General features: G+C 74.1%; 13 protein-coding genes. 8 read left to right on the top strand and 5 right to left on the bottom strand.

From position 1 onward, the window contains the following. Positions 1-52 precede the first annotated feature (52 nt). On the bottom strand, positions 53-1300 hold the full coding sequence (locus OG435_RS16820; protein WP_266877656.1) for an ROK family transcriptional regulator: 1248 nt from the start codon (positions 1298-1300) through the stop codon (positions 53-55). A 149-nt stretch (positions 1301-1449) separates the two neighbouring features. Beyond that, entirely contained in the window at positions 1450-2553 is a 1104-nt protein-coding gene (locus OG435_RS16815; protein ID WP_266877655.1) for a mechanosensitive ion channel family protein, read from the bottom strand. 261 nt (positions 2554-2814) lie between these two features. Between OG435_RS16815 and OG435_RS16810 the strand changes: the two genes are divergently transcribed. Beyond that, on the top strand, positions 2815-3369 hold the full coding sequence (locus tag OG435_RS16810) for an HNH endonuclease (protein WP_266877654.1): 555 nt from the start codon (positions 2815-2817) through the stop codon (positions 3367-3369). A 260-nt stretch (positions 3370-3629) separates the two neighbouring features. On the opposite strand, the gene OG435_RS16805 is transcribed toward OG435_RS16810, so the two are convergent. Next, positions 3630-6665, bottom strand: coding sequence for a beta-N-acetylglucosaminidase domain-containing protein (locus OG435_RS16805; protein WP_266877653.1), 3036 nt, complete (start codon positions 6663-6665; stop codon positions 3630-3632). A gap of 405 nt (positions 6666-7070) precedes the next feature. On the opposite strand from OG435_RS16805, the gene OG435_RS16800 reads away from it, so the two are divergent. The 3 genes from OG435_RS16800 to OG435_RS16790 are packed head-to-tail and all read left to right on the top strand — an operon-like array spanning position 7071 to position 9652. Continuing rightward, on the top strand, positions 7071-7304 hold the full coding sequence (locus OG435_RS16800; protein WP_430625760.1) for a hypothetical protein: 234 nt from the start codon (positions 7071-7073) through the stop codon (positions 7302-7304). A 15-nt stretch (positions 7305-7319) separates the two neighbouring features. Then, positions 7320-9392, top strand: a complete 2073-nt coding sequence (locus tag OG435_RS16795) for a 4-alpha-glucanotransferase (protein ID WP_266877651.1) — start codon at positions 7320-7322, stop codon at positions 9390-9392. Between the two features lie 20 nt (positions 9393-9412). Next, positions 9413-9652, top strand: coding sequence for a hypothetical protein (locus OG435_RS16790; protein ID WP_266877650.1), 240 nt, complete (start codon positions 9413-9415; stop codon positions 9650-9652). 86 nt (positions 9653-9738) lie between these two features. Here OG435_RS16790 and OG435_RS16785 read toward each other — a convergent pair whose 3' ends face one another. Next, entirely contained in the window at positions 9739-10239 is a 501-nt protein-coding gene (locus tag OG435_RS16785) for a MarR family winged helix-turn-helix transcriptional regulator (RefSeq protein WP_266877649.1), read from the bottom strand. A gap of 141 nt (positions 10240-10380) precedes the next feature. Here OG435_RS16785 and OG435_RS16780 point away from each other — a divergent pair, with 141 nt between their 5' ends. Genes OG435_RS16780 through OG435_RS16770 form a run of 3 tightly spaced genes read left to right on the top strand, consistent with a single transcriptional unit; the run spans position 10381 to position 13213 of the window. Then, complete coding sequence (locus OG435_RS16780; protein WP_266877648.1) at positions 10381-11331, top strand: EamA family transporter; 951 nt, start codon at positions 10381-10383, stop codon at positions 11329-11331. A gap of 42 nt (positions 11332-11373) precedes the next feature. Next, positions 11374-12300 (top strand): DMT family transporter, encoded by a 927-nt coding sequence (locus tag OG435_RS16775; protein ID WP_430625637.1) that lies wholly within the window; start codon positions 11374-11376, stop codon positions 12298-12300. Positions 12301-12310: 10 nt separating this feature from the next. After that, positions 12311-13213 carry a LysR family transcriptional regulator gene (locus tag OG435_RS16770; RefSeq protein ID WP_266877646.1) on the top strand — a complete coding sequence of 301 codons (903 nt, stop codon included), beginning with the start codon at positions 12311-12313 and terminating at the stop codon, positions 13211-13213. Between the two features lie 83 nt (positions 13214-13296). Here OG435_RS16770 and pepN read toward each other — a convergent pair whose 3' ends face one another. Beyond that, a complete protein-coding gene (gene pepN / locus OG435_RS16765; protein WP_266877645.1) occupies positions 13297-15879 on the bottom strand; it encodes an aminopeptidase N in 2583 nt (860 codons plus the stop codon). Between the two features lie 140 nt (positions 15880-16019). Here pepN and OG435_RS16760 point away from each other — a divergent pair, with 140 nt between their 5' ends. Beyond that, positions 16020-16529: a DUF1203 domain-containing protein gene (locus OG435_RS16760; protein WP_266877644.1), complete on the top strand. Its 510-nt coding sequence runs from the start codon at positions 16020-16022 to the stop codon at positions 16527-16529. Positions 16530-16575: the final 46 nt, after the last annotated feature.

Raw genomic sequence — 16575 nt, 5'->3', positions numbered from 1 at the left:
CCTTGCAGGCGGTGCGGGTGGTGCGGTGGTGCGGCGGTGCGGGTGGTGCGGTTCAGCGGCGGGAGGTGTCGAAGACCTCGTCGCGGGTGGCGGCGAGGGCGCTCTCCAGTGCCCCGCGCAGTACGGGCCGTTCCCGTACCTCGCCGGTCACCAGCAGGGGCCGGGACGGGGCGAGGTCGGCGAGTTCGGCTTCGAGGAGCTCGCGCAGCGGCTCGCCGCCGGCGATGGTCAGCGCGCCGGAGAGGATCACGACCTCCGGGTCCAGTACGGCGACCAGCGAGGCGAGTCCGGTGGCGAGAGCGGTGGCGTACTCCCGCAGGAGTTCCAGGTGGCCGCCCTCGGGCGAGGCGGCGGCCTGGGCCAGCAACGCGGCCGCCGCTTCGACCATGGCCCCGGACTCGGCCCCGTGCACGGCGCCGTGCACCGAACCGGCCCCGGCCTCGGCGGCCGGCGGCGCGTCGACGCCGAGCCGGGCCGCCAGCGCGGGCAGCACCTGTGCGCCGGCCAGCTCCTGGTAGCCGCCGGAGTTGACCCGGGTGACCTGGCGGACCAGCGGGTGCCCGGCGACCGGCAGGAAGCCGATCTCCCCGGCGCCGCCGGTCCAGCCGCGGTGCAGCCGGCCGCCGAGCACGAGGGCGGCCCCGAGGCCCTCCTCGTTCCACAGCAGGACGAAGTCCTCGTGGCCGCGGGCGGCGCCGAGCCGCTGCTCGGCGACGGCGGCGAGGTTCACGTCGTTCTCGTACTCGACCGGCATCGGCAGGGCCGCGGCCAGCTCGTCGAGGAGCGTGGGGGACTGCCAGCCCGCCAGGTGGTCGGCGTAGCGCAGCACCCCGGTGCGGGGGTCGAAGGAGCCGGGGGTCGCGATGACCACCCGGTGGATGTCGGCGAGGTGCAGTCCGGCGTCCTTGACGGCCTCGCCGAGGGCGCGGGTGACCTGCTCGACCGGCCCGGTGCCCTCCGCGTACGGGAGCTCGTGGCTGCCGATCACCTCTCCGGCCAGGTCGGCCACGGAGGCGAGGATCCGGCCGGGGGTGACGTCGAGTCCGGCGACGAACGCGGCCCGCGCGTTGACGGCGTAGAGCTGCGCGTTGGGGCCGGGGCGGCCGGTGGCGGTGCCGGTGAGGACGACGAGCCCGGCGGCCTCCAGGCGGGCCAGCAGCTGGGAGGCGGTGGGCTTCGAGAGGCCGGTGAGGTGCCCGATCCGGGTCCGGGACAGGGGACCGTGCGTCAGCAGGAGCTCGAGCGCGGCCCGGTCGTTCAGGGCGCGCAACAGGCTGGGCGTACCGGGGGTGGCGGGCATGGGGTGACTTCTCTCTCACCGAGGTGAACTGTTAGGTAAGTTTCCTATTGGTGGTCGCTCGTGTCAATGGCGCTGCGTACGCCACTGCCCCCGCAGGCAGGACCTACGGGGGCAGTGGCGTCAGGACGCGGGTTCGGGCGCGGCGGGCGCTACTTCGTGATGCGCGGGCCGGAGCCGGAGGCCGCGCCGCCCGCGGCCGGATGCGGGATCTCCGCGGCGGCCAGGGACTGCGGGGAGGTCGGGTTCGCCAGCGCCGAGGGCGGGGCGACGGCGGCCGAGGGGTCGGCCGGGGCCGCGTCCTCCTCGGGCACCGGCAGGCCCCCGACGATCCCGATGCCCGCCGCGTCGAAGGCGCCCTTGATCCGCCAGCGCAGCTCGCGCTCCACGGCGAACTGCTGGCCCGGCATCGTCTTGGCCGACACCGAAACCGACATCGAGGCCAGCAGCACCTCGTCCAGGCCCAGCACCTCCACCGGACCCCACAGCCGCTCGTCCCACGGGGACTCCTTGGCCATGGTGTCGGCTATGTCCTTGATCACCTCGCGGATGCGGCCGAGGCTCTCGGTGGGCTTGACCTGCACCGCGACGCTCGCCGTGGCCCAGCCCTGGCTGAGGTTGCCGATCCGCTTGATCTCGCCGTTGCGGACGTACCAGATCTCGCCGTTGTCGCCGCGCAGCTTGGTGACGCGCAGCCCCACCTCGACGACCTCGCCCGAGGCCACCCCGGCGTCGATCTTGTCACCGACGCCGTACTGGTCCTCGAGGATCATGAACACGCCGGAGAGGAAGTCCGTGACCAGGTTCCGGGCGCCGAAACCGATCGCCACACCGGCCACACCGGCGCTCGCCAGCAGCGGCCCCAGGTTGATGTCGAGCGCGCCGAGCACCATCAGGGCCGCGGTGCCGAGGATCAGGAACGAGGCCACGGAACGCAGGACCGAACCGATGGCCTCGGACCGCTGCCTACGCCGCTCCGCGTTGACCAGGAGCCCGCTCAGGGCGGTGCCCTCCACGGCGTCGGCGCCGCGGTTCATCCGGGTGATCAGCTTGGTCAGCGACTTGCGGACCACCGAGCGCAGGGCGAAGGCGATGACCAGGATCAGCAGGATCCGCAGGCCCAGGTAGAGCCATCCGGCCCAGTTCTCCTCGATGAAACTGGCGGCGTTCGTGACGCTCTCGTGGGTTTCTCTGATCGTTTCCGCCGCGTCCGGGTTCTCGGCTGCGAGCGGGAGCAGGGCGGCAGGCCTGGGCACGGCGGGAACCTCCAGATATGGCGTCCTGCCCGCGGAAGGGATGGTGCGGGCAGACCATCCACCCTAACGGGGCACTCGGCCTGACTTGTTGCCGTGTTCGAGGGAGAGACCAGACTCACGCGGGGATGAAGCGGTTGTGGTCGAAAACACCTCGGACCCGTTACGGGCGCGTGGTGGCGCTTCGACCAGCCGTAAGGGGAGACTGGAAAGCAGATCGTCCCGGCGCGAGCCACGCGCCGCCGGCGTACAAGGAGGCAGTCCGTGCCGCACGTCCTGGTCCTCAACGCGTCGTACGAGCCCCTCGGCGTCGTACCGCTCCGTCGCGCGCTCGTCCTCGTCCTGGAGAACAAAGCCGTCTCCCTGGAAGAATCCGGCGCCTTTCTGCACAGTGCGACAAGGGCCGTCCCCGCGCCCAGCGTGGTTCGGCTCAAGCGCTTCGTGCGGGTCCCCTACCGGGGGCCCGTTCCACTCACCCGCCGCGCGCTGTTCGCCCGGGACGGCGGCCGCTGCATGTACTGCGGGGCCGTCGCCACCAGTGTCGACCACGTCATCCCGCGCAGCCGGGGCGGGCAGCACGCCTGGGACAACGTCGTCGCCGCCTGCCGTCGCTGCAACCACGTCAAGGCCGACCGCCACCTCGTCGACCTCGGCTGGCGCCTGCGGCACCAGCCGGCTCCGCCGTCGGGGCTGGCCTGGCGGATCATCGGGACGGGGCACCGGGATCCGTGCTGGATGCCGTACCTCCAGCCGTACGGGGCGGAGGATGCGCTGGATCGCATCGGGGTTCCGGTCGCCGCCGCGGCGGTCGCGTCGTAGCCCCCTGAGCCGGGGCCCGGCCGCGGGGAGTGCCGCTGCGCGGGGCGAGGTCCCCTACCCGCCCTTCGCCCGTTCCCCGGGGCTCCGCCCCGGACCCCGCGCCTCAAACGCCGGCGAGGCTGGATTCTGCCGCGCAGCGGCAAAACCAGCCCGCCCGGCGTTTGAGGGCATGGGCGCGGAGCGCACGTACGGGTCCGGGCGGAGCCCGGGGAACGGGCGAAGGGCGGGTAGGGGACGGCCCCGCAGGGTTGCCCGGCCCCCTACGGGGCCACCGCGAAGGCTTCGGCGGCCAGGAGGCTGCAGCCGTAGCGGGTGGCCCGGGTCTCGCAGGTGACCCGGACGAAGCGGGCCGGGGCGGCCACCGGGTCCAGGTGGACGGAGTCCACCCCGCCGCGGGACGCGACCGTCGCGGACGGGTGCCAGGCGACACCGTCCGCCGAGGTCTCCACCCGGAACCGGGACGGGTACGCCTCCTGCCAGCGCAGACGCAGCAGCCCGATCCGCGCCGGAGCCGGCAGCTCCGCCTGCCACCAGGCCCCGTCCTGCGCGGGAGAGGACCAGCGGGTGCCCGGGGAATCGTCCAGCACCCCCGACGCGGGGAACGCCGGGGTCTCGTCCGCCGAGGACGAGGCCACGGCGGAGCGCAGCAGGTTCGGGCCGGCCGTGCGCGGAAACGCCCGGACCTTCAGGGTGTGCCTCTCGGAGCCGAAGGTCACCGGGACCTCGTAGGTGCCCGGCGCCGTGCCCGCGGCCACCGTGACCTCCACCGGGACGACCGCCGTCGTACCGCGCGCGGCCGCGGCCGTCTGCGGCAGGCGCACCGAGATACCCGGCGGCGGCGTCGCCGACAGGGGCCCGCGGACCTCGCCGGGGCGCAGCGCGGACAGCTGCGCCGGGATCCGCTGCGGGGCACCGCCGATCTCCGCGTCCACGCTCTGCGGCAGCTCGAAGCGGGCTTCGGGGCCGTCCGCCGTCCACGGGACCACGCTGTGCACGGCCGGGGCCGGGCCCGACCAGACGAGCCGGAAAGCATCGGCCCGCAGGCCGCCCACGTCCGCCTGGGTCCAGCCCGAGGCCGCCGCCTCCGCGACCTTGCGCCAGCCCTCTCCCGGTACGTGGGCCTCGATCGCGGCGCCCCGGCTGCCCGGCGGCAGCGGGTCGGTCATCACGGTCACCACCGACACCGGCCGGGCGGTGGACAGCGCGACCGTGAAGGCGTCGGCCTGCCGGGTCACCGTGCCCTGCGGGCGGGCCGCGCCGGTCCACGCGTCGGCCTCGGCCGCGGCCCGGGCCAGGAAGGGGTCCAGCACCGCCTCGTCGACCCGGGCGGTCTCCGCACCGGACAGCGCCGCGCGGGCGGTGGTGAAGGCCTGCGAGGCCCGCCAGGCCGCCGCCCCGTCCCCGCGGGCCTGCGCCTGGAGGACGTCGAGGGCCAGTTCCCCGGCCGCCCCGTAGCGCGCGAGCCGCGACAGCCAGGGCCCGGCCTCCTCCGCGAGCGCGGGCAGCCGGTCCGGTGCCTCGCGCAGCACGCGGAAGGCGGCGCGCAGCCGGTCGCCCGCCGCCGGGTCGCCGGAGCTGCGGGCCCGCCAGAACTCCTCCGTCAGCGGGACCAGGTAGGCCGACTCGGGCTGGGCGAGGCCGGAGGAGGCGTTGTTCCCGGCCAGCGCCGCCAAGGCCTCCCGGGCCTTGGGGTCGGGTCCGGCGAGCGAGGCCACGGCCGCCGCCCAGGAGTCGGAGGCCCGGTAGCCGCGCGGGTTCCAGGTGAAGTCCGCCGCCGTGAACAGCGGGATGCGCGACAGCGTGCCCTGGGGCATCGCGTTGGCCAGCACGGCGGCGGAACCGCCCGCGACCACGGCGTCCCGTCCCGCGTACGGGCCGAGGAAGATCCGGCCCGGGTCCCAGTCGTTGACCGGGTAGTTGTCCATGGTGACCAGCGGGTGCTGCCCGAGTGCGGAGCGCGCCCCGCTCATCTCCTGCCCGGTGATCGTGCGCGGCACCACGCCGACGCCCGTCCAGGCCACCTCCACCCGGGCGTCCAGGGCCCCGGCCAGCGCGGTCCGGTAGGGCGTCGAGCCCTCCTGGTAGTACTCCGTCGGCAGCAGCGACAGCGCGGGCGCCCCCGGATAGCGCCGGGCCAGGTGCGCGGCCAGCTCGCCCGCCACCTCCGCGTGCGCCTTCGCGGCCGCCGCCGGGCCCCTGCCGTACCGCTCGCGGTCGTCCCGGCAGCCCCACTCGGTGTAGCTGACGTCCTGGAACTGCAGCTGGAACGCACGGAATCCGAGGTCCCACATGGCGTCCAGTTTGCGGGCGAGCGCCGCCCGGTCCGCCGAGGAGGCCAGGCACATCGACTGCCCGGGCGCCACCGCCCAGGCGAGCACCACCTTGTTGGAGCGCGCCCGGTCGGCCAGCTTCCGCAGTTCCGCGGCCTGCGCCGCCGGGTAGTCGCGGCGCCACTCCGTGGTCCGGTACGGGTCGTCACCGGGCGCCAGCAGCAGCCGGTTCAGCTTGGTGGCGCCCATGAAGTCCACCTGCGCGAGCCGCTGGGTGGCCGTCCACGGAGTCCCGTAGAACCCCTCCGTGATCCCGCGCACCGGTGCGGACGGCCAGTCCCGCACGAGGACCCCGGGCACCTTCCCGCCGCTCCCGGCGAGCAGTTGGCGCAGTGTCTGCGCCGCGTGGAACAGGCCGTCCTCGCCCACGCCGGCCAGCGCGACCGTGTCCCGCCCCTCGGCCCGGCCCACCGCCAGCCGGTAGCCGCCCGCCGGCAGGTCGCCGGCCGCGTTCGCGCCGAGCGCCCGCAGCGCCCGCTCCGTGTCCCCGTCGCCGTGCCCCTGGAGCCGTACGACGGTCCCGGTCGCGGGCAGCGGTTCCCCGTCGGCCCGCTCGTGCAGGGTCCGTACGCCCGCCCCGTGCAGGGCGTCGCGCACCACCTGGACGGCGTACGGGTCCACGCCCGCGGGCAGCACCAGGACGGCCTCGGCGCCCAGCGGCACCGCGCGCGCCGGGTCAGCGGTCATCGACTGCGGCCGGGGATGCACCGCGGGCCCCTCGGCGGCGGAGCGCACCGGATCGGAGCCGGGGTCGAGCACGGGGGCGGCCGCGGGTTCGCGCAGCGCCGCGGGAGTCATGGGGGGCGCGGGGGCCGCTCCCGCGTCCGGGGCGGTGGGCGAGTCCGGTGCGGTCGGCGCGGCGAAGCCGGTGGGGGGACCCACTACCGCCGAGCCGCTGAGCAGCGCACCGATGACGGCGACCGCCGCGGCCGTGGCCGTGGCCCGCTTGCTGCCCCTACTGTGCACGGAGCCACCCCGTCCCGAGTCGTCCCCCGCTCGTACGAATGAGCCAGAGCCCACCATCCGTACGGCCGGGGTGTCAACGCCGGCGGGTGATCTGACCTGGATCGGCCAGGAATGCGGTGCGGCCGACTGGGTAGGGAGGGGATGTTCTCCGGTCCGCGCGCCGGAGGGTGTTCCCGACGTTCCCGCACGCCAGGGCCGATGGCTCCGGACGCGCGGTGATCGGCGCGGAGCTCGGCAACACCTCCTGTGCGCGGCGCGAACGCAGGCACGTCTGTGCGAATTCACGGCCCGCACAGGAGAATTTCCGCTGTCGGTGGTGCGCGTGCGGCGCGCGGACCGACACAGTGGGACCCATTCACGGGTCCTGACGGATCCTCACTCACGAAGGAGTGCCTGCCGGTGAACATCAAGGCCGCGAAGACGAAGAGCGCCACCACCGCCATATCCGCCCCCAAACGGCGCCCGCCGCTCGCCCACCTGCCGGCGCAGTCCGACCCCAACGAGCGGACCCTGACCAGCGAGCCGTCGCTCGCCGACGCCGCGCACGCGCCGCTGACCAGTGAGCCCCCGCTCGCCTGCGAGGCCCCGCTGACCAGCGAGCCGACCACCCATGCCGCGGCGGCCGCCGCGGGTGACTAGAGGACAAGGAACCAGATGGACGACCTCGCCCGGCTCGCGGCCCTGTACGGAGTCGCCACCACCTACCAGCCCGCCGAGGACGTCACCCTCCGGGTCCCGGAGGCCACCGTCGCCGCCGTACTGCGGCGGTTGGGGGTGAACACGGACACCCCGGAGTCCCTGCGCGCGGACCTGGCCGCGGCCGAACGCGAAGCGGCGCACCGGCTGCTGCCGCGCGTGCTGGTGTGGTGGGCCGGCTCCCGGCCCCCCGTGGAGCTGGCCGCCCTGCCCCCGGGGACGCGGACCCTGCTGGAGGCGGAGGCGGAGGCGGAATCTGCCGCGGACTCGGAGGCGGACTCGGCCCGGGCCCCGGAGGCGGCGGGCCGCGCGGTGCCCTGGAGCGCGGCCGACGCGGGGGAGCCGCCGCTGGGCGTGCACCTGATCCACGCGGAGGCCCCCGACGGCCGCACCGCGACCGCCACCCTGATCGTGGCCCCCGACCGGGCCCCGGCGGCCCCCGAACGTACCCACGGGCTGCTCGTCCAGCTCTACTCGGTGCTCTCCGAACGCTCCTGGGGCATGGGCGACCTGGGCGACCTGGCGGAGCTGGCGCGCTGGGCGGGCCGTGTCCACGGAGCCGGCTTCGTCCAGGTCAACCCGCTGCACGCGGCCGTGCCCGGCACCCCGACCGACCCCTCCCCGTACCGGCCCTCCTCGCGCCGCTTCCCCGACCCGGTGCACCTGCGGATCGAGGACGTCCCCGAGTACGCCGACTGCCCGGAGCGGGCCGCCCTCGCGGAACTGGCCGACCGGGGTGCGCAGTTGAGGTGCGAGGTGCTGGAGAAGGGGGCGCTGATCGACCGGGACGCCGTCTGGGCCCTCAAGCGGGCCGCCCTGGAGCTGCTGTACGCCGTCCCGCGGACCCCCGAACGGGACGCGGACTACGGGAGGTTCCGTGCCGCGCAGGGCGCGGAGCTGGACCGGCACGCCGCCTGGTGCGCCGGGCACGCCGGGGAGGATCCGCAGGCCCGGGCCGACTTCCACCGCTGGCTGGTCTGGCTGACGGACGCCCAGCTCGCCGCCGCCCAGCGTGCGGCCAAGGAGGCCGGGATGGCGGTCGGCATCGTGCACGACCTGGCCGTCGGGGTGCACCCGGAGGGCTCGGACGCCACCGGCGCCCCCTTCGGAGCCCCGCACTATGCCCGGGCCGTCTCCGTCGGCGCCCCACCGGACGCCTTCAACGCGCGCGGCCAGGACTGGGGACTGCCCCCGTGGCGGCCCGACCGGCTGGCCGCCACCGGGTACGCGCCGCTGCGGGCGCTGCTGCGGGGGGTGTTCCGGTACGCGGGCGCCCTGCGGATCGACCACGTCATGGGACTCTTCCGGCTCTGGTGGATCCCGGAAGGGGCCCCGCCCGCCGAAGGCGCGTACGTCGCGTACGACGGGGAGGCGATGCTCGCCCTGCTGGTCCTGGAGGCGCACCGGGCCGGAGCCCTGGTCATCGGCGAGGACCTCGGCACCGTGCAGCCGGGGGTCCGTCAGGCGCTGGCCCGGCGCGGGGTGCTGGGCACCTCGGTGCTGTGGTTCGAGCGGGACTGGGGCGGCGACGGGGAGCCGCTGGAGCCGGAGCGCTGGCGGGCCGACTGCCTGGCCACCGTGACCACCCACGACCTGCCGCCCACGGCCGCCAAACTGGCCGGCTCCCACGTGGAACTGCGCGACCGGCTCGGCCTGCTGACCCGGCCGGCCGAGCGGGAGCGGGCCGAGGACTCCGCCGACACCGCGCGCTGGCTGGACGTACTGGAGGACCTCGGGCTCGACACCAAGGGCGAGGAGGCCGCCGTACGGGCCCTGTACGCGTTCCTGCTGCGCACCCCGGCCCGGCTGGTCGGGGTGTGGCTGCCCGACGCGGTGGGCGACCGGCGCCCGCAGAACCTGCCCGGCACCTGGGACCAGTACCCCAACTGGAGGCTCCCGGTGGCCGACGCGGAGGGGCGGCCGCTGAGCCTGGAGGCGCTGGCCGCCTCGGCGCGGGCGAACGCCCTGCTGGGGGCGGTGCGGGGGGCCGCGGGCACCCGTACGGCACCCCCGGGCGCGCGCGGCGTTTAGGTGTTCGCTACGTTTGCACCGTGGACAAGAAGAACGCTCTGCGCGCCGGCGCCGTCACGGCCGGAACGACGCTGATGATGCTGCTGATGACGTCTCCCGCCCTCGCGCTCACCCGTGACGACGGCGACGACCCGGGTCCGGGCCTGAGCGTCGCCGAGACGCTCGGCCTCTACGTGGCCGCGCCGATCGTGCTGTTCCTGGTCATCGCCGGTCTGGTGATGGTCGGCGACAAGTCGCGCAAGACGCAGAACGAGAGCTGACCGAAGACTGAACGAAGGCGCCGGGGGTCCGTGAGGACACCCGGCGCCTTGTCGTACCCCGGACCCGGTTCCGTGGCCCGGATTCCCTACGGAACCCCCGCCATCACCTTGCGCAGCAGGGCGGTGAGCGCCGTGATCTCCGCCTCGTCCAGCCCGGTGAGCGCCTCGCGCTGCACCTCCAGCCCCGCCCCGACCGCCTCGTCGATGAGCGCGAGGCCCCGGTCGGTGATGGTCACCCGGAGCCCCCGGCGGTCGTCCGGATCGGGGTTGCGGCAGAGCAGTCCGGCCTTCTCCAGCTTGTCGAGCCGTCCCGTCATCCCGCCCGTGGTGAGCATCAGCGTGGCCGAGAGCTGGCGGGGCGAGAGCGTGTACGGGGTTCCGCTCCGGCGCAGCGTGGCCACGACGTCGAACTCCCCGCGCGAGATCCCGTAGCGCCCGTAGGCCTTCTCCATCGCGTCGCCCATGGCTTTGGAGATCCGGTAGATCCGGCCGAAGACGGCCATGGGCGTGGTGTCCAGATCGGGTCGCACCGCGAACCACTGGTCGGTGATCGCGTCGACCGCGTCGACGGGGTCCTTGTCGGTCATGGGCGCAGTATCCGGCTTCCGCAGATTCGTTGGCAAGAAAGTTGCTTGCGGAAAAGTAGCTTAGCGCTAAGCTACTTCCAAGTGAGCTACTCGCTTGTGTCACTCACTCGAGCTACTCGTCCCTGCCGGAGGAGCACCGCCGTGAAGCGCATCACCACCCTCGCCCTGACCGCCCTCGCCCCCATCTCCTGGGGCTCCACCTACGCCGTGGCCTCCGAGCTGCTGCCGCCCGACCGGCCGCTGTTCACCGGCGTGATGCGCGCCCTGCCCGCCGGACTGCTCCTCACGGCCCTCGCGCGGAAGCTGCCCACGGGGCGGTGGTGGTGGAAGGCGGCCGTCCTCGGCGGGCTCAACATCGGCGCCTTCTTCCCGCTCCTGTTCCTCTCCGCCTACCGCCTGCCCGGCGGGGTCGCGGCGGTACTGGGCTCCGCCGGACCGCTCTTCGTCGTGGGGCTCGCCGCCCTGCTCCTGGGCGAGCGGGCCCGGCTGCGGACCGTGCTCGCCGCCGTCGTGGCGGCCTTCGGCGTCAGCATGGTCGTGCTGACCGCGGAGGCGCGGCTCGACCTGGTCGGGGTGGTGGCCGGCGTCGTCTCCTCCGCCTCGATGGGTGCGGGCACCGTCATGACCAAGCGGTGGGGGCGGCCGGAGGGCGTCGGCCCCCTGGCCATGACCGGCTGGCAGCTCACCGCGGGCGGCCTGATCATCATCCCGGTCGCCGCGCTGGTGGAAGGGGCGCCGCCGGCGCTCGACGGCAAGGCCTTCCTCGGCTACGGCTACATGATGCTGATCAACACCGGCATCGCGTACTGGCTCTGGTTCCGCGGCATCGGGCAGCTCACCGCCACGTCGGTCACCCTCCTCGGCCCGCTCTCGCCGCTCACCGCCGCCGTCATCGGCTGGGCCGCCCTGGGGCAGGCGCTGTCTCCGGTGCAGGTGCTGGGCATGGTGATCGCCTTCGGTGCCACCGTCGCGGGGCAGCTCGCGGCGGGCTCGGCGGGCGCGCCGCGGCCGAAGGCCGAACCGTTCAGTTCTGCTGAAGAAACCCATCGAAATGTTTCGATGGACCTGACGGGTGGACCGGTGCGACGGTAGACCGACGAACCGACACTCCGAACCCCGAGGGGGAGACACACCGTGGCCGTCATGGACCGAGTCCGCACCGTCCCGCAGGAAGCAGTGCCCGGCAAGGCGAAGAAGGGGGCCGCCGGTCTCGGCGTGCTCCTCGCCCTGCTCGCGACGGTCGTCTGGTCCGGCAGCTTCGTCGCCACCCGCGGCATGGCCGACAGCATCCCGCCCGTCCAGGCCGTCTTCTGGCGCTGGGTGATCGCCACCGTGGCCATCGCCCCCTTCGCCGCCCGGCAGGCCTGGCAGCAGCGGGCCCTGATCCGCAAGCACTTCGGCTACGTCGCTCTGGCCACCCTCTTCGGCGTCACCCTCTACAACACCCTCGTCCACCAGGCCGGCCTGACCACCTCCGCCTCCAACATGGGCATGATCATGGCTGCCGCGCCGGTCATCATGGCCCTGTACGCCCGGCTCGGCGGCGAGAAGCTCGGAGCCCGGCGCACCTTCGGACTGGCCCTCGCCGCCCTCGGCGTGCTCCTGCTGGTCGGCAAGGGATCGATCCGCTTCGACTTCGCCGCAGGAGACCTGTGGATGTTCGGCGCCGCCCTGTCCTTCGCCACGTACAGCGCGCTCCTCAAGCGCAAGCCCGCCGAACTGGGCGGCCTCGCCTTCCTGCTGACCACCTTCGTCCTCGGCGCGCTGATGCTCGCCCCGGCCTACGCGGTGTCCGTCGGGGTCCAGGGCGGCTTCCAGGTCACCCCCTCCACCGCCGGAATGCTCCTGTACGTCGGCGTCTTCTCCTCCGCCGTCGCCTTCTTCGCCTGGAACAAGGCCGTTTCGATGATCGGCGCCGCCCGCGCCGGAGTCGTCTACTACCTCCAGCCGGTCTGCGTCGCGGGCCTCGGCCTGCTGCTCCTCGGCGAGACGACCGGGCCGACGCAGCTCCTCTGCATGGCGCTGATCCTGGGCGGCGTGGGTCTGGGTGCCCGGCGGTAAGTTCGGTCCCATGATCGAGTGGGACATCAAGAAGCTGCGGATCCTGCGGACCCTCGCCGAACGGGGGACCGTGACCGCGACGGCCGAGGCGCTGCACATGACGCCCTCGGCCGTTTCGCAGCAGCTGACCAACCTGGCCCGGATGCTGGGGGTCCCGCTGCTGGAGGCCCAGGGCCGGCGGGTCCGGCTCACCGACGCCGCCCACCTCGTACTGCGGCACGCGGAGGCGGTGTTCGCGCAGCTGGAGCGGGCCGACGCGGAACTCACCGGATACCTCGCGGGGGAGGCGGGCGAGGTGCGGGTCGGGGCCTTCTCCACCGCCGTACCGGTCCTCGTGGTCCCGGCGGTCGCCGCCCTGAGGCGCTCGCACCCCGGCGTGGAGGTACGCGTACGGGAGACCGAGGCGGCCGAGTCCTACGAGCTGCTGTCCGCCGGGGGCGTCGACCTCGCGCTCTCCCTCGCGGCGCACGCCCCGACCGCCCGTGACCCGCGCTTCACCCGCCGGACCCTGCTGGAGGACCCCCTCGACGTGGCCTTGCCCCCGGACCACCCGCTGGCCGGAGCCGGCGAGCTGCGGCTCGCGGACCTGTCCGGGGACCCCTGGATCTACGGTGGCTCCGGGCCCTGGTCGGAGATCACCCGCCATGCGTGCGAGGCGGCGGGGTTCGTGCCCGAGCAGGCGCACTCGGCTTCCGGCTGGACCGCGATCCTGGCCATGGTCGAGGCGGGCATGGGCGTGGCGCTGGTGCCCCGCATGGTGGCGAGCCGCGCGGCGGGAGTCGCCGTCCGCGACCTGCCCCACGACCGGCCGACCCGGCACGTCGTCGCCGCCCTGCGGCGGGGCTCGGAGTCGGCCCCGGCCGTGGCCCACGTCCTGGCGGCCCTACGAGCCGTCGCCGCGGCCCGGCCGTAGCCGCTGCCGGGGGTGGGCGGCCCGCAGGGCACGGGGCCGGGCGGGGCCGGAGGGTCCGGCACCGCCCGGCGTCCGGGCTCTGGTCAGCCCTGGGCTGCGGCAGCCGCGTCGGACGCCTGGGCGCGCAGCGCGCGCTCCACGCCCGCGCGGGACTCGGAGACGAGCCGCCGCAGCGCCGCGTTCGGCTCGGCCGAGGCCAGCCAGGCGTCCGTCACCGCGAGGGTCTCCGCGGAGACCTGGAGGGACGGGTAGAGCCCCACCGCGATCTGCTGGGCGATCTCGTGGCTACGGGTCTCCCAGACCTCCTTGACCGCCGCGAAGTACTTCTCCGTGTACGGGGCCAGGAGCTCGCGCTGGTCGGTCTGGACGAAGCCCCCGATCACCGCGTCCTGCACCGCGTTCGGGAGCGAGTCGCTCTCCACGACCGAGGCCCACGCCTCCGCCTTGGCCTCCGCCGTGGGACGCGCCGCACGGGCCGTCGCCGCGTGCCGCTCGCCCGCCGCCGTCTTGTCCCGCTCCAGCTCGGCCGCGATGGCCGGCTCGTCGGCGACGCCCGTGGCGACCAAGCGCTCCAGGAACGCCCAGCGCAGCTCGGTGTCCACCGCCAGGCCCTTGAGCTCGGCCGACCCGTCCAGCAGCGCCGACAGGTAGGCCAGCTGCTCCTCGGTGCGGGCCGTCGCCGCGAAGGCGCGGGCCCACGCCAGCTGGTGGTCGCTGCCCGGCTCGGCCGCGCGCAGGTGCTCCAGCGTGGCCTCCGTCCAGACGGCCAGGCCCTGGTCGCGCCAGGCCGGGTCGGCGTACAGCTCCACGGCCAGCTTGACCTGGCGGTGCAGCGACTGGACGACGCCGATGTCCGACTCCTTGCCGATGCCCGACAGGACGAGGGCGAGGTAGTCGCGGGTGGCCAGTTCTCCGTCGCGGGTCATGTCCCAGGCCGAGGCCCAGCACAGCGCGCGCGGCAGCGACTCGGTGAAGTCACCCAGGTGCGCGGTGACGTTGGCCAGGGACACCTCGTCGAGGCGGACCTTGGCGTACGACAGGTCGTCGTCGTTCAGCAGGACCACGGCCGGACGGGTCCGGCCGATCAGCTCCGGCACGGCCGTCAGGTCGCCGTCGATGTCCAGCTCGATCCGCTCGCCGCGCACCAGCTTGCCGTCGGTCAGCTCGTACAGGCCGACCGCGATGCGGTGCGGGCGCAGAACGGGCTCGCCCTTGGCGCCGGCGGGCAGCGCCGGGGCCTCCTGGCGGACGGCGAAGGCGGTGATGGCGCCGTTCTCGTCCGTCTCGATCTCCGGGCGCAGGATGTTGATGCCGGCCGTCTCCAGCCACGCCTTCGACCAGGCGGTCAGATCGCGGCCGGAGGTCTCCTCCAGCGCGCCCAGCAGGTCCGACAGGCGCGTGTTCCCGAAGGCGTGCGCCTTGAAATAGGCCTGCACGCCCTTGAAGAAGGCGTCCTGGCCGACGTAGGCCACGAGCTGCTTGAGGACGGAGGCGCCCTTGGCGTACGTGATGCCGTCGAAGTTGACCAGGACGTCGTCCAGGTCACGGATGTCGGCCATGATCGGGTGCGTGGAGGGCAGCTGGTCCTGCCGGTACGCCCAGGTCTTCATGGAGTTGGCGAAGGAGGTCCAGGCGTGCGGCCACTTCGAGCCCTCCGCGTACGCCTGGCAGGCGATGGAGGTGTAGGTGGCGAACGACTCGTTCAGCCACAGGTCGTTCCACCACTCCATGGTGACGAGGTCGCCGAACCACATGTGCGCGAGCTCGTGCAGGATGGTCTCGGCGCGCGTCTCGCACGCCGCGTCCGTCACCTTCGAGCGGAAGACGTACTGGTCGCGGATGGTGACCGCGCCCGCGTTCTCCATCGCGCCCGCGTTGAACTCCGGCACGAAGAGCTGGTCGTACTTCGCGAAGGGGTAGTCGTACGCGAACTTCTCCTGGAACCAGGTGAAGCCCTGCCGGGTCACGTCGAAGATCTCGTCGGCGTCGAGGAACTCGGCGAGCGAGGGCCGGCAGTAGATGCCGAGCGGGACGGACTGCCCGTCCGCACCCTCGTAGGAGCTGTGCACCGCGTGGTAGGGGCCGACGATCAGGGCCGTGATGTACGTGGAGATGCGCGGGGTGGGCTCGAAGCGCCAGACGTTGTCGGCGGGCACCTCGGGCGTCGGGGAGTTCGAGATGACCGTCCAGCCCGCGGGGGCCGTCACGGTGAACCGGAACGTCGCCTTCAGGTCGGGCTGCTCGAAGCTCGCGAACACGCGGCGCGCGTCCGGGACCTCGAACTGGGTGTACAGGTAGGCCTGCTCGTCGACCGGGTCGACGAAGCGGTGCAGACCCTCACCGGTGTTGGTGTAGGCGCAGTCGGCGACGACGCGGAGCTCGTTGGCCCCGGCCGCGAGGTGGGCGAGCGCGATCCGGGAATCCCGGAAGACGGCGGCCACGTCGAGGGACTTGCCGTTGAGGACGACCTCGTGCACGGCCGGGGCGACCAGGTCGATGAAGGTCTCGGCGCCGGCCTCGGCGGACTGGAAGCGCACGGTGGTCACGGAGGGGTACGTGCCGCCCTCCTGCGCTCCGCTGAGATCGAGCTCGATCTCGTACGAGTCGACACTGAGCAGCTTCGCGCGCTGCTGAGCCTCTTCACGGGTCAGATTCGTGCCTGGCACGCGGTCATCTCCTTCGATGGTGACATTCCCGCCCATCCTTCCACGCGGGCCGGGCCATCGCGCCGGAGTAATCCACGGGCGAAAACTCGACGTCTGATTTCTGCCAGCTCCGCCCGTTCCGCCGGAGCACCCTGGACGTCATGACCACCCACGTGACCACCCACACCGTGCTCGCCATCGCCCCCGCCGCCCTCTCCCGCCTGCGCACCCTCGACGACGCCGGGCGGCCCTGCACCCCGTACGAGGACCCGGAGGGCGGCGCTCCGCTGCGCTGCTGCCTGCGCCGCAGCGTCCCCGGCGAACGGATCGCCCTCGTCGCGTACGCCCCGCTGCGCCGCTGGGCCGCCGAGACGGGCGCCGACCCCGGGGCCTACGACGAACAGGGCCCGGTGTTCATCCACGCCGCCGACTGCGGCGGACCGGCCCCGCTGACCGGCCTCCCCTTCGGCCACCCCGGCGCCCTGCGCACGGCCCGCCGCTACGACGCCGAGGGCCACATCCTCGGCGGACGGGTGCTCGACCTCGCCGAGGACCCGGACGCGGTGGTCGGGCGGGCGCTGACGGAGGCCTTCGCCGACCCGCGGACCGCGCTCGTCCACGTCCGCGCGGCCGAGTTCGGCTGCTACCTCTTCGAGGTCCGCCGGGCTTAGGGGCGCCGCGGGGCGCAAACCCCGAAGGGGCGGAAACGCCGAAGGG

The sequence above is a fragment of the Streptomyces sp. NBC_01264 genome (assembly GCF_026340675.1).
In the GTDB taxonomy this organism is placed as follows: domain Bacteria; phylum Actinomycetota; class Actinomycetes; order Streptomycetales; family Streptomycetaceae; genus Streptomyces.
This window is presented reverse-complemented; position numbering and strand designations above follow the sequence as displayed.